The 21,808-nt window shown below is 65.0% G+C and carries 20 protein-coding genes; 7 read left to right on the top strand and 13 right to left on the bottom strand.

Features of this window, described 5'->3' with window-relative positions; genetic code table 11:
- Positions 1 to 9: 9 nt before the first annotated feature.
- The 6 genes from radA (at position 10) to GGD67_RS02495 (ending at position 7,319) form a co-directional block, all read left to right on the top strand.
- A complete protein-coding gene (radA, locus tag GGD67_RS02470) occupies positions 10 to 1,458 on the top strand; it encodes a DNA repair protein RadA (RefSeq protein ID WP_018317598.1) in 1,449 nt (482 codons plus the stop codon).
- A gap of 167 nt (positions 1,459 to 1,625) precedes the next feature.
- Entirely contained in the window at positions 1,626 to 2,255 is a 630-nt protein-coding gene (locus GGD67_RS02475; RefSeq protein ID WP_018317599.1) for a CvpA family protein, read from the top strand.
- 27 nt (positions 2,256 to 2,282) lie between these two features.
- The gene (purF, locus tag GGD67_RS02480; RefSeq protein ID WP_018317600.1) at positions 2,283 to 3,806 is read left to right on the top strand and encodes an amidophosphoribosyltransferase; all 1,524 of its coding nucleotides are present in this window, start codon (positions 2,283 to 2,285) and stop codon (positions 3,804 to 3,806) included.
- 154 nt (positions 3,807 to 3,960) lie between these two features.
- On the top strand, positions 3,961 to 4,701 hold the full coding sequence (locus GGD67_RS02485) for an SDR family NAD(P)-dependent oxidoreductase (RefSeq protein ID WP_179730712.1): 741 nt from the start codon (positions 3,961 to 3,963) through the stop codon (positions 4,699 to 4,701).
- Between the two features lie 79 nt (positions 4,702 to 4,780).
- Positions 4,781 to 5,923 (top strand): hypothetical protein, encoded by a 1,143-nt coding sequence (locus GGD67_RS02490; protein WP_179730713.1) that lies wholly within the window; start codon positions 4,781 to 4,783, stop codon positions 5,921 to 5,923.
- Between the two features lie 169 nt (positions 5,924 to 6,092).
- The gene (locus tag GGD67_RS02495; protein ID WP_018317603.1) at positions 6,093 to 7,319 is read left to right on the top strand and encodes an ABC transporter substrate-binding protein; all 1,227 of its coding nucleotides are present in this window, start codon (positions 6,093 to 6,095) and stop codon (positions 7,317 to 7,319) included.
- A gap of 155 nt (positions 7,320 to 7,474) precedes the next feature.
- On the opposite strand, the gene GGD67_RS02500 is transcribed toward GGD67_RS02495, so the two are convergent.
- The 8 genes from GGD67_RS02500 to GGD67_RS02535 all read right to left on the bottom strand — a co-directional run bounded on the left by GGD67_RS02500 (position 7,475) and on the right by GGD67_RS02535 (position 16,341).
- Positions 7,475 to 8,731, bottom strand: a complete 1,257-nt coding sequence (locus tag GGD67_RS02500) for a TCR/Tet family MFS transporter (protein WP_179730714.1) — start codon at positions 8,729 to 8,731, stop codon at positions 7,475 to 7,477.
- On the bottom strand, positions 8,728 to 10,110 hold the full coding sequence (gene der, locus GGD67_RS02505; RefSeq protein WP_018317605.1) for a ribosome biogenesis GTPase Der: 1,383 nt from the start codon (positions 10,108 to 10,110) through the stop codon (positions 8,728 to 8,730). The genes GGD67_RS02500 and der overlap by 4 nt, the downstream gene beginning before the upstream one ends.
- A gap of 49 nt (positions 10,111 to 10,159) precedes the next feature.
- Positions 10,160 to 10,708 (bottom strand): hypothetical protein, encoded by a 549-nt coding sequence (locus GGD67_RS02510; RefSeq protein WP_179730715.1) that lies wholly within the window; start codon positions 10,706 to 10,708, stop codon positions 10,160 to 10,162.
- A gap of 59 nt (positions 10,709 to 10,767) precedes the next feature.
- Positions 10,768 to 11,421, bottom strand: coding sequence for a tetratricopeptide repeat protein (locus GGD67_RS02515; RefSeq protein WP_179730716.1), 654 nt, complete (start codon positions 11,419 to 11,421; stop codon positions 10,768 to 10,770).
- A 167-nt stretch (positions 11,422 to 11,588) separates the two neighbouring features.
- The gene (locus tag GGD67_RS02520; protein WP_179730717.1) at positions 11,589 to 13,181 is read right to left on the bottom strand and encodes a class I adenylate-forming enzyme family protein; all 1,593 of its coding nucleotides are present in this window, start codon (positions 13,179 to 13,181) and stop codon (positions 11,589 to 11,591) included.
- Positions 13,182 to 13,254: 73 nt separating this feature from the next.
- The gene (locus GGD67_RS02525) at positions 13,255 to 13,839 is read right to left on the bottom strand and encodes an NnrU family protein (RefSeq protein ID WP_179730718.1); all 585 of its coding nucleotides are present in this window, start codon (positions 13,837 to 13,839) and stop codon (positions 13,255 to 13,257) included.
- A 70-nt stretch (positions 13,840 to 13,909) separates the two neighbouring features.
- Positions 13,910 to 14,488, bottom strand: coding sequence for a hypothetical protein (locus GGD67_RS02530; RefSeq protein WP_177236929.1), 579 nt, complete (start codon positions 14,486 to 14,488; stop codon positions 13,910 to 13,912).
- 230 nt (positions 14,489 to 14,718) lie between these two features.
- On the bottom strand, positions 14,719 to 16,341 hold the full coding sequence (locus tag GGD67_RS02535) for a peptide chain release factor 3 (protein ID WP_179730719.1): 1,623 nt from the start codon (positions 16,339 to 16,341) through the stop codon (positions 14,719 to 14,721).
- 166 nt (positions 16,342 to 16,507) lie between these two features.
- Here GGD67_RS02535 and sugE point away from each other — a divergent pair, with 166 nt between their 5' ends.
- Positions 16,508 to 16,822 (top strand): quaternary ammonium compound efflux SMR transporter SugE, encoded by a 315-nt coding sequence (gene sugE, locus GGD67_RS02540; RefSeq protein ID WP_018317612.1) that lies wholly within the window; start codon positions 16,508 to 16,510, stop codon positions 16,820 to 16,822.
- On the opposite strand, the gene GGD67_RS02545 is transcribed toward sugE, so the two are convergent.
- The 5 genes from GGD67_RS02545 to GGD67_RS02565 form a co-directional block, all read right to left on the bottom strand.
- Positions 16,815 to 17,822: an inorganic phosphate transporter gene (locus GGD67_RS02545; protein WP_092252770.1), complete on the bottom strand. Its 1,008-nt coding sequence runs from the start codon at positions 17,820 to 17,822 to the stop codon at positions 16,815 to 16,817. The genes sugE and GGD67_RS02545 overlap by 8 nt on opposite strands.
- Before the next feature lie 11 nt (positions 17,823 to 17,833).
- Positions 17,834 to 18,478: a DUF47 domain-containing protein gene (locus tag GGD67_RS02550; RefSeq protein WP_018317614.1), complete on the bottom strand. Its 645-nt coding sequence runs from the start codon at positions 18,476 to 18,478 to the stop codon at positions 17,834 to 17,836.
- Between the two features lie 156 nt (positions 18,479 to 18,634).
- Positions 18,635 to 19,603 carry a branched-chain amino acid ABC transporter permease gene (locus GGD67_RS02555; RefSeq protein ID WP_092252768.1) on the bottom strand — a complete coding sequence of 323 codons (969 nt, stop codon included), beginning with the start codon at positions 19,601 to 19,603 and terminating at the stop codon, positions 18,635 to 18,637.
- A gap of 1 nt (position 19,604) precedes the next feature.
- Positions 19,605 to 20,468 (bottom strand): branched-chain amino acid ABC transporter permease, encoded by an 864-nt coding sequence (locus GGD67_RS02560; RefSeq protein ID WP_018317616.1) that lies wholly within the window; start codon positions 20,466 to 20,468, stop codon positions 19,605 to 19,607.
- A gap of 76 nt (positions 20,469 to 20,544) precedes the next feature.
- Positions 20,545 to 21,765 carry an ABC transporter substrate-binding protein gene (locus GGD67_RS02565; RefSeq protein WP_179730720.1) on the bottom strand — a complete coding sequence of 407 codons (1,221 nt, stop codon included), beginning with the start codon at positions 21,763 to 21,765 and terminating at the stop codon, positions 20,545 to 20,547.
- Positions 21,766 to 21,808 lie beyond the last annotated feature (43 nt).

Below are 21,808 nucleotides of genomic sequence, written 5' to 3' on the forward strand. Positions count from 1 at the left end.
TGACGCCCCATGGCCAAGAACACCCTTTCCTTCGTCTGCCAGAACTGCGGCGCGGCCTATAACCGCTGGCAGGGCAAGTGCGAATCCTGCGGCGAGTGGAATACGCTCGCGGAAGAAGACACCAGCGGCAGCGTGCCGGTCTCGATCCGCTCCAAGCGCAAGGGACGAACGTTTGCGCTGGAGAGCCTGTCGGGGAAAACCCAGGATGCGCCTCGCCTGTCCTCAGGGATGACCGAGCTCGACCGCGTCACCGGCGGCGGCTTCGTCCGCGGCTCGGTGCTGCTGGTCGGCGGCGATCCCGGCATCGGCAAGTCGACATTGCTGACGCAGGCCACCAGCATGATGGCACGCGCCGGCCACCGCATCGTCTACATCTCCGGCGAAGAGGCGGTCGCGCAGGTGCGGCTGCGCGCCGAACGGCTGGGGCTGTCGGATGCGCCGGTGCAGCTCGCCGCCGAAACCTCGGTCGAGGACATCGTCTCGACGCTGTCGGAGGGCGCGGTCCCGCGGCTGATCGTGATCGATTCGATCCAGACGATGTGGACCGACACGGTGGAATCCGCGCCCGGCACGGTGACCCAGGTGCGCGCCTCGGCACAGGCGCTGATACGTTTCGCCAAGAAGACGGGCGCTGCCATCATCCTGGTTGGCCATGTCACCAAGGACGGCCAGATCGCCGGCCCCCGCGTGGTCGAGCACATGGTCGATGCCGTGCTGTCGTTCGAGGGCGAAGGCTCGCAGCAATTCCGCATCCTGCGCGCCGTGAAGAACCGTTTCGGCCCGACCGACGAGATCGGCGTGTTCGAGATGACGGGCCTTGGCCTGCGCGAGGTCACCAATCCCTCCGAGTTGTTCCTGTCCGAGCGCGATCTCGGCACGCCCGGCACCGCAGTGTTCGCGGGAATCGAGGGCACGCGGCCCGTCCTGGTCGAATTGCAGGCACTGGTGGCGCCGACCTCGCTGGGCACGCCGCGACGGGCCGTGGTGGGCTGGGATCAGAGTCGGCTCTCGATGGTGCTGGCGGTGCTGGAGGCCCATTGCGGGGTCAAGCTGTCGGGCCACGACGTCTATCTGAACGTGGCGGGAGGCCTGCGCATCCACGAGCCCGCGGCCGACATGGCCGCCGCGGCCGCGCTGGTGTCCTCCCTGGTTAATGCGCAGTTACCCACCGATGCGGTCTATTTCGGCGAGATTTCACTTTCTGGCGTGATCCGGCCGGTGGCGCAGACCCCGGCCCGGCTCAAGGAGGCGGTCAAGCTGGGCTTCAAGCGCGCCGTGCTGCCCGAATCGGCCCGAGGCGGGGATGCCGGCGGCGACGCCGGACTGTCCCTGAATGCGGTCAACAGCCTGACGACATTGGTCGCAGAGATTGCCGCCAAGGGCTCCCGCCGGGGCGAATCGAACGCGCCGGCAGAGAAAAATGCCACACCGGCAAGATTCCGCCGTGGAGAGGGTTAGGTGGAGGTGACGTCGGAGGCCCCCGCCGCTATACAGCCGTCACAAAAGCAGCATGGGATTGCGTGGTTGCGGCCTTGCCGGGAACGCCGTCTGCCCCTCTTTTAGGGCAGCGGCCAAACACCGATTCGCTAGAGCACCTTCGACGTACGAGCGGACCAGACCAGCCGATGCCAGTAACACTCCTCGACCTGATCCTGCTCGGTGTGATGCTGATCTCGGGCCTGCTTGCCATGGTCCGCGGCTTCATGCGCGAAATCCTGTCGATCGCGGCCTGGGGCGCCGCGGCGATCGTGACGCTGTACTCCTTCTCGAAGCTGCTGCCGACCGCCAAGACCTATTTCAACAACGACACCGTCGCGAGCGTGGTCGTGGTCGCCGGCGTGTTCGTGGGCACCCTGGTCGTGGTCTCCGTGATCACGGTCCGGATCTCCGACATGATCCTGGATTCCAGGATCGGCGCGCTGGACCGCACCCTCGGCTTCCTGTTTGGCCTGGCTCGCGGGCTTTTGATCGTCGTGGTCGCCTTCCTGTTCTTCACCTGGCTGGTTCCGGACAAGCAACGCCCGGACTGGGTGACGGGGGCCAAATCCCGCGTCGTGCTCCAGGGAACCGGGGATTGGCTGATGGCCCTCTTGCCTGACGACCCCGAGAACACCATCTTGAAGAGATTCAAGAAAAACAAACCAGATGATGATCAAGCTGAATCCGAGCAGCAGCCTTCGGGCAGTGGTGACGGATACAGTAAACCTGCTCGTGACAGTTTGAAGAAACTGATCGAGAAACCTGCGGCGCGTTGATTGCCCTTAAAGAGAGGCGCGGACGAGATGCGACACCCTGACCAGGACGCCCAACTTGATCTCGATCCAAACGCCGGTCCCGGCCCGGCCGCACTAGAGGTTCAGGACGACCTGGAAGGAGATACGCTGCGCGAGGAATGCGGCGTCTTCGGCATCTATGGCCACCCCGACGCCGCCGCCATCACCGCGCTCGGTCTCCACGCCCTTCAGCACCGCGGCCAGGAAGCCGCCGGCATCGTCTCCTACGACGGCAGCCGATTCCACAGTGAACGCCGCCTCGGCCTCGTCGGCGACACCTTCTCCCGCCGCGAGGTGATCGACCGCCTCCCCGGCAATATGGCCGTCGGCCATGTCCGCTACTCCACCACCGGCGCCACCATCCTGCGCAACGTGCAGCCGCTGTTCGCCGAGCTCAATGCCGGCGGTCTCGCGGTCGCCCATAACGGCAATCTCACCAACGGCCTGACGCTGCGCCGCGAGCTCGTGAAGCACGGCGCGATGATGCAGTCGACCACCGACACCGAGGTGATCCTGCACCTGGTCGCGCGCTCCAGGCGCGCCCGCTTCATCGAGCGCTATATCGACGCGTTGCGCGAGATCGAGGGCGCCTATGCGCTGGTCTCGCTCACCAACAAGAAGCTGGTCGGCGCGCGCGATCCGCGCGGCATCCGTCCCCTGGTGCTCGGCGAGCTCGACGGCTGCCCGATCCTGACCTCGGAGACCTGCGCGCTCGACATCATCGGCGCGCGCTTCATCCGCGACATCGAGCCGGGTGAAGTCATCGTGTTCGACGAGAACGGCCAGGACATCCACAAGCCGTTCCCGCCGATGGCGCCGCGTCCCTGCATCTTCGAATACATCTATTTCGCCCGCCCGGATTCCATCGTCCACGGCCGTTCGGTCTACGAGGTGCGCAAGGCCTTCGGTGCGCAGCTCGCGCGCGAGAGCCACGTGCCGATCGACGTCGTCGTGCCGGTGCCGGATTCCGGCGTCCCCGCCGCGGTCGGCTACAGCCAGTATTCCGGTGTGCCGTTCGAGCTCGGCATCATCCGCAACCACTATGTCGGCCGCACCTTCATCCAGCCGACGCAGGCGATCCGCGAATCCGGCGTGCGCATGAAGCATTCGGCCAACCGTGCCGCGATCGAAGGCAAGCGCATCATCCTGATCGACGACTCGCTGGTGCGCGGCACCACCTCGAAGAAGATCGTGCGCATGATGCGCGATGCCGGCGCCAAGGAAGTGCACTTCCGTCTCGCCTCACCGCCGATCCTCTATCCCGATTATTACGGCATCGACCTGCCCGATCGCGGCGGTCTTCTCGCGGCGACGCATTCGCTGGAGGAGATGCGCGAGATCATCGGCGCCGACTCGCTCGCCTTCCTGTCGATCGACGGCATGTACCGCGCCATGGGCGAACCCGGCCGCGATCCTGCCAATCCAAAATTCTCGGATCACTGCTTTACCGGGGCCTATCCGACCCACCTCACCGACCAGACCCAGACCGAGCAGCAGCCCCGGCAGCTGTCTCTGCTGGCGGAGGCGAGCTGACCCTCGGCTGTCATTCCGGGGCGTGCGCAGCGCGATCCCGGAATCTCGACGTAGTCCTGTAAGCTCTGGATTCCGGGTTCGATGCTTCGCATCGCCCCGGAATGACGGCGTGATGGGGGCTTGTCCCGGCCATCCACCCCTGTAAAACCCCGCCATGACAAATCCCCTCGCTGACCGCATCGCTCTCGTCACCGGCGCCTCGCGCGGCATCGGCTATGCCACCGCCATCGCGCTCGCTAAGGCCGGCGCGCATATCGTGGCGGTGGCGCGCACGCAAGGCGGGCTCGAAGAGCTCGACGATGAAATCCGCAAGATCGGCGGCAGCGCCACGCTGGTGCCGCTCAACCTCACCGATTCCGACGGCATCGCGCGGCTGGGCGCCGGCCTGCACGAACGCTACGGCAAGCTCGACATCCTCGTCGGCAATGCCGGCGTGCTCGGCCCCTCCTCGCCGATCGGCCATATCGAGCTGAAGACCTTCACCGACGTGATGGCCCTCAACGTCTCCGCGAACTTCCAGCTGATCCGCTGCATGGAGCCGCTGCTCAGGCAATCCGATGCCGGCCGCGCCGTGTTCATCACCTCGGGCGCCGCCAACAAGGCGACCGCCTATGTCAGCCCCTACGCGGCGTCCAAGGCCGCGCTGGAGACGCTGGCTCGCGCCTGGGCGCAGGAGACCGCCAACACGAAGCTGCGCGTCAATCTGTTCAACCCGGGACCGGTCCGCACCCGCATGCGCGCGACGCTGATGCCGGGCGAAGACCCGGCGACGCTCGACACCGCCGAGCAGGTCGCCGAATTCATCGTGCCGATGTGCGCGCCTGACTGGACCGAGACCGGCAAGTTCTACGATTACAAGACCCGCAGCCTGATGAGCTTCCGCTCCCCAGCCTGATTGACTCGACTGCCTCCCCGCGATTGACTGCCCGCGCGCAAGCGGCAGCAAGCCGCACGCCAACAAAAGGGAGGTTGCCATGGCGCCATGGCACGATCGCGCCGGCCCTGCGTCCGCGCTCGCACGTCACGCTCTCTCCATTCTGATCGCAGCCGTCGCCTTCGCTCTTCCGGTTGCGTCGAATGCCGGCGACGTCCCGACTTTTGCGGTCGATCCCTCCTGGCCAAAGCAGCTGCCGAACAACTGGATCCTCGGCCAGGTCGGCGGCATCACCGTCGACTGGCAGGGCCATATCTGGGTGATCCATCGCCCGCGCTCGCTTACCGACGACGAGAAAGGCGCAAGCCTCAATCCGCCGCGCTCGAAATGCTGCGTGTCGGCGCCGCCCGTGCTCGAGTTCGACGTCGACGGCAATCTGCTGCGCTCATGGGGCGGTCCCGGGCAGGGCTATGAATGGGTCGGCCGCGAGCACGGCATCGAGGTCGACGAGCGCGGCTTCGTCTGGGTCGGCGGCAATGCCGACAACGACAACGCCATCGTGAAGTTCACGCTCGACGGCAAATTCGTCGCCCAGATCGGCAAGTTCGCCCCGAGCCTCGGCAGCAACGATACGACGCAGCTCGGCAAACCCGCCGAGACCGCGCTCGACAAGGAGGCCAACGAAATCTACATCGCCGACGGCTATGGCAACCGCCGCGTCATCGTGTTCGATGCGACGACGCTCGCCTACAAGCGGCACTGGGGGGCCTACGGCAACAAGCCCGATGACAACAAGCAGGCGCCCTACGATCCCAAGGCGCCGGCGTCGCAGCAATTCGGCAACCCCGTCCACTGCGTGAAGCTCGCCAATGACGGCCTCGTCTATGTCTGCGATCGCATCAACAACCGTATCCAGGTGTTCAAGAAGGACGGCAGCTTCGTGAAAGAGTTCTTCTTCGAGAAGAACACGCTCGGCAACGGCGCGGTTTGGGACATCGCGATCTGGCCCGATCCGAAGCAAACCTATCTGCTCAGCGCCGACGGCGAGAACAACGAGATCCGGGTCATCAAGCGCGAGGACGGCAGCGTGGTCGGCAGCTTCGGGCATAACGGCCGCAACGCCGGTCAATTCCACTGGGTGCACGCCATGGCGATCGACGCCGGGGGTAACGTCTATACCGCCGAGGTCGATACCGGAAAGCGCATCCAGAAATTCAAGCTGACATCGGACGCGCTCAAATAGCGTCTCAACGCATTTTTCCCAAAAAGTTAACCGACGGATGACGCTACGACGCAGCGTCATCCGGCTTTAGGCGCATTGCCGCCGGCCCTGGGACAGGCTAGAGCCAATCAGCCGGAACAAGGCTCCGCAAGAGAGCCGTCCGCATATTTGACAATGGAGGAAACCTTTTATGACGACGACGTTCGCGCGCCGCTCCGCCGCCCTTCTGGCCTGTGCCGCCTTCGGTTTTGCAACATCCGCCTACGCGCAGGACAAGACCGTCAAGATCGGCGTGCTCAACGACATGTCGAGCCTCTATGCCGACATCGGCGGCCCCAACTCCGTGGTTGCGATCAAGATGGCGGTCGAGGATTCCGGCTTGCTCAAGAAGGGCTGGAAGATCGAGGTGCTGAGCGGCGATCACCAGAACAAGCCCGACGTCGGCGTCAACATCGCCCGGCAGTGGATCGACAACGACAAGGTCGATGCGATCGCGGACACGCCGAGCTCCGGCGTCGCGCTGGCGGTCAGCAACCTCGTCAAGGAAAAGAATGCAGTGCTGCTCAATTCGGGCGCTGCCACCGCGGATCTCACCGGCAAGGCCTGCACGCCCAACACGGTCTCCTACACCTATGACACCTACATGCTCGCCAACGGCACCGGCAAGGCGCTGACCAAGGCCGGCGGCGACAGCTGGTTCTTCCTCACCGCCGACTACGCGTTCGGTCACGCGCTGGAGCGCGACACCAGCGCCGTCGTCACCGCCAATGGCGGCAAGCTGCTCGGCGGCGTCAAGCACCCGCTCAACACCGCGGACTTCTCCTCCTTCCTGCTCCAGGCGCAATCGTCGAAGGCCAAGATCATCGGCCTCGCCAACGCCGGCGGCGACACCACCAATGCCATCAAGCAGGCGGCCGAGTTCGGCATCGTCCAGGGCGGCCAGAAGCTCGCGGCGCTGCTGCTGTTCATCAACGACGTGCACTCGCTGGGGCTCAAGACCGCGCAGGGCCTGACCTTCACCGAATCGTTCTACTGGGACCTGAACGACAAGACCCGCGAATGGTCCAAGCGCTTCTCGGCGCTGGCCAGCAAGAACGCGATGCCGTCGATGACGCAGGCCGGCAACTACGCGATGGTGCTGCACTATCTCAAGGCGATGGACGCGCTCGGCGGCAATCCGCATGACGGCGCCAAGGTCGTCGCCAAGATGAAGGAGCTGCCGACCGACGATCCGCTGTTCGGCAACGGCCCGCTGCGCCAGGACGGCCGCCGCCTCATCCCGGCCTACCTGTTCGAGGTGAAGAAGCCCGAGGAGTCGAAGGGGCCGTGGGACTATTACAAGCAGATCGCCACGATCTCCGCCGAAGACGCAGCAAAGCCGCTCAAGGACAGCGATTGTCCGCTGGTGAAAAAGTAAGAGTGTAGCGGTCATCCCGGGGCGATGCGAAGCATCGAACCCGGGATCTCGCGCGGCATTCTCCGCTGCCGTAGGGTGGGCAAAGCGAAGCGTGCCCACGACTTCTTGCTATCACGAACAGATGGTGGGCACGGCGCTGCGCGCCTTTGCCCACCCTACGATGCCGTCTTCGCCGCCCCGAGCGTCCGCACCGCGATCGCTACGCAGACCACCATGAGCGCTGCCGCGAGCAGGAACGGTGCGCCGGGCAGATGCAGCGGCGCGCCGGCGCTGATGAAATAGGAAAAGGTCAGCGTGAACAGGAACGGGCCGACGAGCTGCGACACGCTCTGCACGCTCGCGGTCGCGCCCTGGAGCTGGCCCTGCTGATCGGCTGAGACCAGCCGCGTCATCAATCCTTGCGACGCGGCACCCGAGATGCCCCACAGCGCCAGAATGGGAATCCCGATCCAGGACAGCGGCCCGGTCGGCGCAGCGCCCAGGACGACGAAGCCGAGCGCGCCACAACACAGGCCCAGCAACAGCGCGTTCCGCTCGCCGAGCACGCGCACGATCGGGCCGATCGCAAGCCCCTGCACCACCATGGCGCAGATGCCGACCATCGCCAGCGTCAGTCCCACGGTCTTGGAATCCCAGCCGTAGCGATAGGTCGCATAGAGCACGAAGGTCGAGGGCAGCACGACATGCGCGACCTGCGCGATGAAATTGACGACGGACAACGCAGCGAGCACCGCATTGGAGCGCAGCAGGCGGAGCGCGCCGAGCGGACTGGCACTTCGCCAGCGGAACGGCGCGCGCTTGTCGGGCGCGAGCGATTCCGGCAGGACGAACAGACCGTAGAGGGCATTGGCGAAGCTGAGGGCCGCCGACGCCCAGAACGGCAGGCGCGGATCGATGTCGCCGAGCAGACCGCCGAGCGCTGGCCCCAGGATGAAGCCGGCGCCGAACGCCGCTCCAATCCGGCCGAAGACCGCCGCGCGCCGCTCCGGCGGCGTGATGTCGGCGATATAGGCAAACGCCGTCGAGATGCTGGCCGAAGTGATCCCCGAGATGACGCGGCCGACGAACAACCACACCAGGGACGGCGCCAGCGCCATCAGCACGTAGTCGGCCGCGAGCCCGAAATTCGACAGCAATACCACCGGCCGCCGCCCGAAACGATCCGACAGCGCGCCGAGCAACGGCGAGAACACGAACTGCATCAGCGCCCAGGCGGTACCGAACAGGCCGAAGATGCGGGCGGCGTGCGCGGTATCGTTATCGACGAAGCTCTCGATCAGCTTCGGCAGGATCGGCATGATGACGCCGAGCGCGAGCATGTCCAAGAGGATAGTGACGAAGATGAAGGCGACCGCGCCGCGCCTCGCGGGCACGGCGCCTTGCGCCGCCGCCTCGCCGGCGCCGTCACTCACGACGGGCGCTTGCGCTTGTGCGCGAAGGGATTGGCCTTCTCGCGCAAGGTGATGCGCACCGGCGTGCCCGGCAGCTCGAAGGTCTCGCGCATGGAATTGATGAGGTAGCGCAAATAAGACTGCGGCACCGCGTCAGCACGCGAGCAGAACAGCACGAAGCTCGGCGGGCGCGCCTTGGTCTGCGTGATGTAATTGAGCTTGAGCCGTCGGCCGGACACGGCCGGCGGCGGATTGGCCTGAACCGCCTGCTCGAACCAGCGGTTCAATGCCGACGTCGACACGCGCCGGTTCCAAAGCGCGTAGGCGTCCTGGATCGCCTGCATCAGCCGATCGATGCCCTCGCCCATCAGGCCCGAGACCGCGACGATCGGCACGCCCTTGATCTGCGGCAGCCAATGGTCGGCATCGCGACGCAGACCCGAGATCGCACCGCCCCCCTTGCTCTCCATCAGGTCCCATTTGTTGACGGCGAGCACCACCGCGCGGCCCTCGCGCTCGATCAGATCGGCGATGCGCAAATCCTGCTCCTCGAAGCGGTTCTGCGAATCCATCATCATCACGACGACTTCGGCAAAACGGACCGCGCGCAGGGCGTCGGCGACCGAGAGCTTTTCCAGCTTCTCCTCGATGCGGGAGCGCCGGCGGAGACCTGCTGTGTCGAACACGCGAAACTCGCGGCCCTTCCAGTTGATCTCGACCGCGATGGAATCGCGCGTCGTGCCGGCCTCCGGGCTCGTCAGCAGGCGTTCCTCGCCGAGCAGATGGTTGATCAGCGTCGACTTGCCGGCATTGGGCCGGCCGACGATGGCGACCCGGATCGGGCGCGTCGCGGCCTCTTCCTCGGTGAGCGGCTCGTCGTCCTCGGTCTCGTCGTCGTCGACGGGCTCCGGCATCAGCTTGGCGAGCTCATCGTAGAGCTCGCCCATGCCCTCGCCATGCTCGGCCGAGATCTGGATGGGATCGCCAAGGCCGAGCGCAAAGGATTCCATCGCGCCGGCATCGCCGTGCTTGCCCTCGCTCTTGTTGGCGACCAGCAGCACGGGCTTGTTGGCCTTGCGGGCGAAATCGGCGAAGGCGCGGTCGGTGGGCGTGAGGCCGACGCGGGCATCGATGACGAAGAACAGCGCATCCGCCTGCGCGATCGCAGTCTCGGTCTGCTCCTGCATGCGGGCTGTCAGCGAGCCCTTGGCGCCCTCGTCGAGGCCTGCGGTATCGATGATGGTGAATTCGAGATCGCCGAGCCTCGCCTCACCCTCGCGGCGGTCGCGGGTGACGCCCGGCAGATCGTCGACGAGCGCGAGCTTCTGTCCGACCAGGCGGTTGAACAGCGTCGATTTGCCGACATTGGGCCGGCCGATGATGGCGATCGTGAAGGACATCGGTCATTCGTGCGCTGCCGGGGCTGCGCCTGTCAATCAAAGGAAAAAATTAGCGCGAGAAGCTGCCGCTCGGCAGCGGCGCCGGGAAGCCGCCCTGCGTCTGCTGCTGCGTGGTCTGGGTCGGTTGCGCCTGCTGGACCGGCTGATCCGGCGGCGGCGCAGTGGTGCGCTTGCGGACAATCTTGTGCTTGGGCGGCGGAGCGGCCGTGGCCGGCGCCGCCTCCGGCTGAGCCTCGCCGTCGACTTCGCCGGCGGGCGCTTCAGTCGGCGCTGCCGCTGCGGCGGCCGGCTGCCTCGTGTGCTTCGCCTTGGCTCCCTTCGCCGGCTTGGCCTCGGGCGGCGGCTCGGCGGGCAAGGCCGCGACGGCAGGCGCGTTCGGATCGGGCTGCTGCTGCGCGCCCTTGTACAGGTCCTTCGGGACGCCCTGCTCGAGACCCGGCACGCCCTCCGGGAAGACTGGCTTGCGGTCGCCCGGCAGCTTCTTCTTGGTGTCGAGGAAGTCGAGCATGTCGCTTGGATCGAAGCTGGAGCAGCCGCCCAGGACGCCCGTAAAGGCGATCAGGACGGCGGCTGCGATCAAGCGTGGCGTGCGGCGCATATCGTGTCTCGTCTAGGTCAGGGAGCCGTCGTCAGCTCTTCTTGCTCAGCTCTTTTTGCTCAGCTCTTGGCGACGGGCGGCAGCAGGGCCTGGAGCGCCTCGGCGCGCGAGCGCAGGCCGGGCGGCGTTTCGCCGTCTTCACCAATCGCGTCGAGCCATTTGCGGGCCGCCGTCATGTCGTTGTTGCGCCAGGCCGACAGCGCCAGCATCTCGCGGGCGGTATGGCGGAAGGTCGATTTGGGGGCGGCGGAAGGCTCCAGCCGCTGCTGCATGTCGGCATAGCTGGCGCTGTCGAGCAGCAGACCGGCGGCGCGGATCTTGGCCAGGTCCTGCCACTCACCACCGACGCTGCGGTCGGCAGCGATGTCGTCGTACATCTTGGCAGCAGCCTTGGCGTCGCGGGGCGCCGCCTCGGCTGCGGCGCGCAGCCGCGCCAGGGTGCGATAACCCGAGGGCGCCTTGGCGGCGAGCTCGGTGAAGGCGGCCTCGGCTTCGGCATGCTTGTCCTGGTCGGACAGCTCCGCCGCCTTCTCGAAGGCGGCGCCGGCCTCGGCGGCCTTCTTGGCCTCCAGATATTGATAACCGCGCCAGCCGCCGACGCCGGCAACGACCAGCACCATCAGGGCGATGAAGTAAACCGAATATCTATCCCACAGCTTCTTGAGCTGTTCGCGACGTACTTCCTCGTCGACTTCGTCAAATAATTCAGACACTTATGCTAATCCCATGCCCGTCCGGGTACGCGCGCCGAAGCGTTCGCGTCAGGAATCCCCGTCCCCCACGTGGCGGCGAGGTACCCTAACGATATGGCGGTGGCAAGGCAAAGCGAGCCCGATCAAGGCGTTAACCACCCGGGAGAGCCCGGATGGCCCTGCCCGGCTCAAGCGCCCAGGAGCTCCCGGAGCTGCCGCTTCAGCACCTTGCCGTTGGCGTTGCGCGGCAGCGGCTCAGGTGTGATCGCCAGGGTCTCGGGAACCTTGTAGTCGGACAGACGCTCCGCGCACCAGGCGCGCAGGGCCTCGCCGGCGACCGGCGCGCGCGTCACCACCACGGCGTGGACGCGCTCGCCCAGCACCGGGCACGCCTTGGCGATGATCGCGCTCTCGATCACGGCGGGATGGCCGGCCAGCACGGATTCCACCTCGGCCGAATAGATCTTCAGGCCGCCGCGATTGATCATGTCCTTCTGGCGGTCGAACACGCGGACGAACCCTTCCGCATCGACCGAGCCGAGATCGCCGGAGTGCCAGAACCCGCTGGTGAAGCTCTCGGCGGTGGCTTTGGGGTTATTCCAATAGCCCTTGATGACGGAGGCGCTCTGGATCCAGAGCTCGCCGATCTCCCCGTGGGGCAGCTCGCGCCCGTCCGGATCCATCGCGACGATGCGCGCGCCGGGGCACGGCAGGCCGACGCTGTCGATATGGCTCTCGGTCAGCTCGCCCGGCATGATCGTCGAGGGCGACGTCGTCTCGGTCGCGCCGTAGCAGTTCATCAGCTTCAGGCCGGGAATTGTCGCCTTGAGCTTCTCGATGGTCGCGACCGGCATCGGCGCCCCGCCAAAGCCGCCGATGCGCCAGCTCGACAGATCGTAGCTGTCGAAATCCGGCTGCAGCAGGCAGAGATTGTACATCGCCGGCACCATCACCGTGTAGGTGACGCGCTCGCGCGCGGCGAGCTTGAGGTAATCGGCGGCCTTGAACTCGGGCATGATGATCAGCGCCCCGCCGCAGCGGATCATCGTCGTGATGTTGGCGACGACACCCGTGACATGACCGAGCGGCACCGCCGCGATCGAGCGATCGGTTTGCGTCAATTGCAGGCAGGACACGAACACCATCGAGGAATGGACGATGTTGCAATGGGCCAGCATCGCGCCCTTCGGCCTGCCTGTCGTGCCCGAGGTGTAGAGGATCATCGCGGTGTCCTCTTCGCTCACCTCGATCGGCGCAGGCGCCGGCGGGTTGTCGGCGAGCGCGGCGAAGCGCGAGCGAGCCGGATCGTCGTCGACGGCGATGCGATGGATCACATCGGGCACCTCCTCCGCATCGGGCAGCCGCTCTGCGAGGCCTGCTTCGTGGATCAGGATCTTGGCGCCGCAATCGGCGAGGACATAGGCGATCTCCGGCTTCTGCTGGCGCGTGCTGAGCAGCACCGTCACCAGCCCCTCATGCGCGGCGGCAAACAGCAGCAGCGGGAATTCGATGCGGTTACCGAGCAGGATCGCGACGCGGTCGCCCCGTTGCAGGCCAAGCTTGCGGAAGCCCGCGGCGATCCGCGCAGCCTGCTCCACGGCCTGCCGCCAGCTCAGCCGGACATTGCCTGCGATCAGTGCCTCGCCTTCGGCATTGCGATCGCGCGCCTCCGCGATCATCGCCCACACGCTCGCCGGCCGATCCGAAAATGCCGGCACCACCCGATCGCCGAAGCGCGCCTCGAACCGCATCGGCGGGATCTGAGATTGCGACCAGTCCATCGAAGGGCCCTCGGTTTGTTGCTCTTATCAGCTTCCGCGCATGGACATCGGGGTTTCGTCTTGTGCTGACCGGCTAGCCCCCGATCACGGGAACACCGATCACGACCGGATGGAACGCGAAGGCCAGCGCGAGATAGGCGACGACGCCGACGACGACCGCAATCAGATCATTGCTGACGCCGCCCACCGGGATCGGGGGGCCGCCGGCGTCGGTGCGATGCTTGAGCGAAATGCGGTCATACACCGCCCAGCCCAGGAACGAGCCGAACAGAATGATGGAGCCGAGATCGCCGTTGGCCAAAAGATGCGCCGCCGCCCACAGCTTGATGCCGGCCAGCATCGGATGCTTCAGCGTCGCGTAGATGCGGCCGCGCAGATAAGAGGCGACCACCAGGATGACCGCGGGCAGCATCAGCGCGAGCGTGATGTGCTTCATCGCCTTCGGCGGATACCAGACGTCGATCCAGCCGGAGCTGCGGTAATGCGCAAAGCCCCAGATGATCAACGCGAGACCCGCGAGCGAGACCACGGTATAGAGGATCTTGTAGGTCCCCTCGCCCAGCCTTGCGATTGCCTGCGCACGCGCCTCACGTTTGGTGGTGAAAACATGGGTGGCGAAGAACAGCACCAGCCCCAGGATCATGACCAGCAGACCCACGACATCCTCCCCGCAATGCAGCCCCCGCCTCTGAGGTATCATCGATTGGCGGCTGCTCGCAACTCGTGCGCTACTGGCCGATCTGCCGATTGTCGACATATCGGATCGCGATCGGCCGCCCGGCCAGGGCACCGGCGAGTCCGCCAGTGAATTTCAGCGGCAGGCAGGCGTTCAGCGAGGCGTTGATCGCCTTCAGATAGGTCGCGCGGGTGTCGGCCGGAACGCCGGTGGTTGCGAATGTCAGGCGCGGCGGACCGATCAGGCCGCCCGCCTTGTTGAAACTGAAGCGCACCGACATCTGCATGCCCGCGCGCGCACCGTCTGATGGCGGCGACCAGCAGGTGCGTAGCTCGGCGAAGAGATCGCCGATCGTGTCGAGATCGTGATCCGGCTTCCGATACTTGGCGCGATCGGCTTCGGAGGGCACGCTCTCGATCGTCAGCTGAAGATTTTGCCCATAGGGATAGTCGATCTCGGGAATGCAGGGGCCGGGCTCGAGGGGACTGCAATAGGACGGCGTGCAGGGCCGATAGTCGAGCACGCTGCACGGCTCGTGCGCAAACGGGATTGGATTGATCTGGCGTCGCTGCGCGTCGGCGGCGATCGTCGAGATCGTCAGCAGGAGAAAAACAAGGAAGCCGCGCCACATGGAGTGAGCTCGCAATGCCATGCGATAAAAGTGGCGTTGCCCATCAACGCGTCAAGTCCGAGCGCATTCACATGCGCGCGTTCAACACCGGTGTCGTCGCCCGGCTTGACCGGGCGACCCAGTACTCCGTGACGGCGGTGATGGAATCGAGAGGCTGCGGCGTACTGGATTCCCCGCCTTCGCGGGGAATGACAGCGGAGGGCGCCTGCAAAGCTGGCGGAGCGCCCACCCTACCCCTTCTTCTTGACGTCCTTGACGTTGGTGAATTCGATGCCCTCGGCGCGTTCCTTGGTGTAGCCGAGATAGAATTCGTTCCGCGCCAGATACACGGGATCGCCGTCGACGTCGTCGGCGATGCTGGAGGTGTTGGCGGCGATGAAGGTGTCGAGCTTCTTGCGGTCCTCCGAGGAGACCCAGCGCGCGAGCTGGAATTCGCTGACCTCGAACTCGACCGGCAGTGAATATTCCGCCTCCAGCCGTGCCTTCAGCACGTCGAGCTGGAGCGCGCCGACGACACCCACCAGCGCCGGCGCTCCGTCGCGCGGGCGGAACACCTGCACCACGCCCTCTTCCGACATCTGCTGCAGCGCTTCCTTCAGCTTCTTGGCCTTCATCGCGTCGGTGAGACGGACGCGGCGGACGATTTCCGGCGCGAAACTCGGCACGCCGACGAAGTTGAAATCCTCGCCCTCGGTCAGCGTGTCGCCGATGCGCAGCGTGCCGTGATTGGGAATGCCGACGACGTCGCCGGCGAAGGCTTCATCCGCGACCGAACGGTCCTGGGCGAAGAAGAATTGCGGGCTCGACAGCGGCATGCTCTTGCCGGTGCGCACCAGCTTGGCCTTCATGCCGCGGCTGAGCTTGCCCGAGCAGAGACGCGCAAACGCGATGCGGTCGCGGTGGTTGGGATCCATGTTGGCCTGGATCTTGAACACGAAGGCGCTCATGCGCGGATCGGTGGCCTCGACCTTGCGCTGGTCGCTGTCCTGCGCGCGCGGCTCGGGCGCGAACTTGCCGAGGCCTTCCAGCAGGTCGCCGACGCCGAAATTGCGCAGCGCGCTGCCGAAATAGACCGGCGTCAGATGGCCCTCGCGGAACGCGTCGAGCTCGAACGGTTTTGACGCTTCGGTGACGAGCTCGAGCTCGTCCTTGACCGCGGAGACATCGAGATTGGCATTGAGCTTGGCGAGTTCGGCGATGTCGATCTGCTGCGCCGCGCCGGTCTTGGCACCGCCGCCTTCGAGCAGGCGCACGCCGCCATTGGCGACGTCGTAAGTGCCGAGGAAGTCGCGGCCGCGGCCGACCGGCCAGGTCATCGGCGTGGTGTCGAGCGCCAGCGTCTTCTCGATCTCGTCGAGCAGCTCGAACACGTCGCGGCTCTCGCGGTCCATCTTGTTGATGAAGGTGATGATCGGGATATCCCGAAGACGACACACCTCGAACAGCTTTCGAGTGCGCGCCTCGATGCCCTTGGCGGCGTCGATCACCATCACGGCGGAATCGACCGCGGTCAGCGTGCGATAGGTGTCTTCCGAAAAGTCCTCGTGGCCCGGCGTGTCCAGCAGGTTGAACACGAGCCCTTCGAACTCGAAGGTCATCACCGAGGTCACGACAGAGATACCGCGCTCGCGCTCGATCTTCATCCAGTCCGAGCGCGTGTTGCGCCGCTCGCCCTTGGCCTTGACCTGGCCGGCCAGGTTGATGGCGCCGCCGAACAGCAGCAGCTTTTCGGTCAGCGTGGTCTTGCCGGCGTCGGGATGGGAGATGATCGCAAACGTGCGCCGCCGCGCCACTTCGGCGGCAAGCGGGGAACGGGCCGGCGATTCGGCTGTGGTGGTGGCGATGTCGGACATGGCGGGAGCGTGTGGCAGGGAAAACGGGCCTGATCAAGCCTCATTTGGTGATTGCGGAGCCTTCCGGCCAGCCCCATATCGGCCTTGGCCATACTGGCCTTGGGGGGAGGACGGCCTCCCCGCCCATCAGCCGCGGGGACGACCCTGCCTTGAAGGGAGGGTCGTCATGGCCTGGAGCATCCTGTTCGTCGCGGGTCTTCTCGAGATCACCTGGGCGATCGGCCTGAAATACACCGAGGGTTTTAGCAGACTTGTTCCGTCCGTCGTCACGCTCGCGGCCATGGCGGGCAGCGTCATCCTGCTCGGCCTCGCCCTCAAATCGCTGCCCGTCGGAACCGCCTATGCGGTATGGACCGGCATCGGCGCGGTCGGCACCGCAACGCTGGGCATTGTCCTGTTCGGGGAGCCGGCCACCGCCCTTCGTCTTGCCAGCATCGCCCTGATCGTTGCCGGGATCGTCGGGCTGAAGCTGGTTACTTGACGAAGATCTTGACCGCCCACCAGGTCAGCGCCGCCACGATGGCCGAGGCCGGGATCGTGATCACCCAGGCGTAGACGATCGAGCTGGCAACGTTCCAGCGCACCGCCGAGACGCGGCGGGCGGCGCCGACGCCGACGATGGCGCCGGTGATGGTGTGCGTGGTGGAGACCGGAACCCCGAGATAGGTCGCCATGAACAAAGTCGCGGCCCCGCCGGTCTCGGCGCAAAAGCCCTGCATGGGAGTCAATTTGGTGATGCGCAGGCCCATGGTGCGGACGATGCGCCAGCCGCCCATCAGCGTGCCCAGCGCCATCGCCGCCTGGCAGGACAGCACCACCCAGAACGGCACCGAGAAGTCGCTGCCGAGATGGCCCTGCGAATAGAGCAACACCGCGATGATGCCCATGGTCTTCTGCGCGTCGTTGCCGCCATGGCCGAGCGAATAGAGCGAGGCGGAGGCGAATTGCAGGATGCGGAAGGCGCGATCGACCGCGAACGGCGTCGAGCGCACCGAGGCCCAGGACACGATCGCCACCAGCATCATCGCCAGCAGGAAGCCGATCAGCGGCGACAGCACGATCGCCAGCACCGTCTTGCTCAATCCGCTCCACACCGCAGCCGAGATCCCGGCTTTGGCCATGCCGCCGCCGACGAGCCCGCCGATCAGCGCATGCGACGACGAGGACGGGATGCCGAGCGCCCAGGTCACGAGGTTCCAGACGATGGCGCCGACCAGGGCCGCGAAGATCACCTGGGCATCGACGATCGAGGGATCGATGATACCGGTGCCGATGGTCTGGGCGACGTGCAGTCCGAACACCATGAAGGCGACGAAATTGAAGAACGCGGCCCAGAACACCGCGAATTGCGGCCGCAGCACGCGGGTCGAGACGATGGTCGCGATCGAATTGGCGGCGTCGTGCAGGCCGTTCAGGAAATCGAACAGCAGCGCGACGGCGATCAAGCCGACCAGGACGGGAAGACCCAACGCGGCATCCACAGCGGCCTGCCCTAAACTTGCTCGATGACGATGCTGTTGATCTCGTTCGCGACGTCGTCGAAGCGATCCGCCACCTTCTCGAGGTGGTCGTAGATCTCGACGCCGACGATGAAGTCCATCGCATTGCCGTCGCGATGCTTGAGGAACAGCTCCTTCAGACCGATGTCGTGGAGATCGTCGACGCGGCCCTCGAGCTTGCCGAGCTCCTCCGTGATCGCGGTCAGCATGGCGACGTTCGGGCCGATTGATTGCATGAGCGGCAGCGCGCGGCCGACCAGATTGGCGCATTCGATCAATAGCCCGCCGATCTCGCGCATGGGCGGCTCGAAGGTGCGGACCTCGAACAGCATCACCGCCTTGGCGGTCTGCTGCATCTGGTCGATGGCGTCGTCCATCGACGTGATCAGGTTCTTGATGTCGCCGCGGTCGAACGGGGTGATGAAGGTGCGGCGCACCGCCGTCAGCACCTCGCGGGTGATGTTGTCGGCATCATTCTCGAACTGGTTGACGCGCTGGCAATAGACCGGCGTCTCCTCGCCCCCGTTCAGCATGCCCTGGAGCGCGATGGAGCCCTGGATCACCGTCTGGGCATGCCGGTCGAACAGGTCAAAGAACCGTTCTTCCTTGGGAAGGAAAGCACGAAACCATCGCATCATGGGGGTAGGCTACCGGTTGGAAATGGCCCGGCCCTGTCAGGCCGTCATGAAACTGTCATAGACCATTTTCGATCCGCGCGCGTGTCATCTCACGCCCGCGGAGCCGGATCATCCACCGCTTTCAAGCGGCCGGCAAACCGATTTCAAATCAACCAGTTAGAGCGATCTCCGGAAGTAATGCGCGATTTCGCCGATGACGCCGCGGCGGAAGGTGAGCACGCAGACCACGAAGATCGAGCCCTGGATCACCGTCACCCATTGGCCGAAGCCGGCGAGATATTGCTGCATGGCGATGATCGCGAAAGCACCGACCACGGGGCCGAAGATGGTTCCGAGGCCGCCAACCAGCGTCATCAGCACGACCTCGCCCGACATCGACCAATGGACGTCGGTGAGCGAGGCGTTCTGCGCCACAAAGACCTTCAGCGCACCGGCAAAACCGGCCAGCGTTCCCGACAGCACGAAGGCCAGGAACTTGTACTGGTCGGTGCGGTAGCCGAGCGAAATCGCGCGCTGCTCGTTCTCCCGGATCGACTTCAGCACCTCGCCGAACGGCGAGTTGATGATGCGGTAGATCAACAGGAAGCCGGCAAGGAACCCGACCAGCACGACGTAATAGAGCACCGTCGGCTTGGAGAGATCGAAGACGCCGAACATGCGTCCCTGCGGGATGCCCTGGATGCCGTCCTCACCGTGGGTGAACGGGGCCTGGAGGTAGATGAAGTACAGGAGTTGTGACAGAGCCAGGGTGATCATCGAGAAATAGATGCCCTGGCGGCGGATCGAGATGTAGCCGGTGATGATCGAGAGCACGAAAGCCGCGGCGATGCCGACGAGGATGCCGAGCTCAGGCGGCAACGCCCACACTTTCAGCGCATGCGCGCAGCAATAGCCGGCGGTCCCCAGGAACATGGCGTGGCCGAACGACAGCAGGCCGCCATAGCCGACCAGCAGATTGAAGGCGCAGGCGAGCAGCGCAAAGCACAGCGCCTGCATCACGAAGAACGGGTAGACGCCCGTGAATGGTACCGACGCCAGCAGCAGCGCCATCACTACGAAAGCGATCATCTCGTCGCGCATCGCGCGAGGGGTCACCGGCAGCGTGTCGTCCGTCAGGGTTGTCATATCAGGCCGCCCTTCCCGTCAATCCCGTTGGCTTCACCAAGAGCACCAGCACCATCAGCACGAACACGACGGTGTTGGAGGCCTCGGGATAGAAATACTTGGTCAGACCCTCGATCACGCCGAGCGCGAAGCCGGTGATGATGGAGCCCATGATCGAACCCATGCCGCCGATCACGACCACCGCGAACACCACGATAATCAGGTCGGCGCCCATCAGCGGTCGCACCTGATTGATCGGCGCCGACAGCACGCCCGCGAGCGCGGCAAGGCCGACGCCGAGACCATAGGTCAGCGTGATCATGCGCGGCACGTTGATGCCGAAGGCACGCACCAGCGTCGGATTTTCGGTGGCGGCGCGCAGGTAAGCGCCGAGCTGGGTCTTCTCGATCAGGAACCATGTCGCCAGACATACGACCAGCGAGAACACGACCACCCAGCCGCGATAGATCGGCAAGAACATGAAGCCCAGATTCATGCCGCCCTTGAGCTGGTCCGGAATGGCGTAAGGCAGACCGGAGGAGCCGAAATAGTTCTGGAACACGCCCTGCACGATCAGCGCGATGCCGAAGGTCAGGAGCAGGCCGTAGAGATGGTCGAGCCCGGTCAGCCATTGCAGCATGGTCCTTTCCAGGATCATGCCGAAGATGCCGACGATCACGGGTGCGATCAGCAGTGCCCACCAGTAGTTGATGCCACCGAGGCTCAACAGGAAATAGGCAACGAAGGCGCCCATCATGTAGAGCGCGCCATGGGCGAAATTGATGATGTTCAGCATGCCGAAAATCACGGCAAGCCCGAGACTGAGCAGCGCGTAGAACGAGCCGTTGATCAGTCCCACCAGTAGCTGAGCGTATAGAGCCTGCATCGATCCCGCACCCGGTCCCTTCTCGTCGTTCCCCAAGAGCAAGCCGGCGCCGTAGCGCCGGCTCGCATCATCACACTTACTTCTTCACGAGCGGACAGACGCTCTCGGACAGCGGCCGGAACGCCTGATCCGCGGCCGTCGTGCCGATCAGCTTGTAATAGTCCCAGGGCCCTTTGGATTCCTCGGGCTTCTTGACCTCGAATAGATAGGCGGGATGCAGCTTGCGACCGTCCCCGCGGATCGTTCCCTTGCCGAACAGCGGATCGTCCGTCGGCATCTCCTTCATCTTGGCGACCACCTTGGCCCCGTCATGCGGATTGCCGCCCATCGCCTCCAGCGCCTTGAAATAGTGCAGCAGACCCGAGTAGACGCCGGCCTGCACCATCGAGGGCATCGCCTTGTTCTTCATGCGCTCGGAGAAGCGCTTGGAGAACGCGCGCGTACCGTCGTTCATGTCCCAATAGAAGGTCTCAGTGAAATTCAGGCCCTGCGCCACCTTCAGACCGAGCGAGTGCACGTCGGTGATGAAGAGCAGCAGGCCCGCAAGCTTCTGGCCGCCCGAGACGATGCCGAACTCCGCCGCCTGCTTGATGGTGTTGGTGGTGTCGCCGCCGGCATTCGCCATGCCGATGATCTTGGCTTTGGAGGCTTGCGCCTGAAGCAGGAACGACGAGAAGTCGGCAGTATTCAGGGGATGCTTGACATTGCCGATCACCTTGCCGCCCGACTTCACCACAACCGCGGCGGTGTCGCGCTCGAGGGCATGGCCAAAGGCGTAGTCCGCGGTGAGAAAATACCATGTGTCGCCGCCCGCCTTCACCAGCGCCTGCCCGGTACTGTTGGCCAGCATATAGGTATCATAGACCCAGTGGATCGTGTTCGGTGAGCATTGCGCGTTGGTGAGATCCGACGTCGCCGCACCCGTGTCGATCAGGATCGAATTCTTCTCCTTGACGACATTGTTGACCGCCAGCGCAACGCCGGAGTTCAGGACATCCATGAAGATGTCGACCTTCTCGACGTCGATCCATTGCCGAGCAATCGTGGAGCCGATGTCGGGCTTGTTCTGATGGTCGGCGGAGATCAGGTCGAGCTTCCAGCCCTTGGCAGCGAGCCCGGAATCCTCGATCGCCATCTGTGCGGCGACGGTCGAGCCAGAGCCACCGAGATCGGCATAGAGTCCCGAATTGTCGGTCAGCACGCCGATCTTGATGTTCTTGTCCTGCGCGACTGCGCCACCTGCCGCGCCGAGCGCCAGGGCCGTCCCGAGCAACATTGCCGAAATGCTGTGCTTCATAATCCGCCTCCCAATATTCCTTTGATAGTTACTCTTGCACGTC

Origin of the sequence: Bradyrhizobium sp. IAR9 (genome assembly GCF_013408065.1) — a bacterium.
Classification (GTDB): domain Bacteria; phylum Pseudomonadota; class Alphaproteobacteria; order Rhizobiales; family Xanthobacteraceae; genus Bradyrhizobium.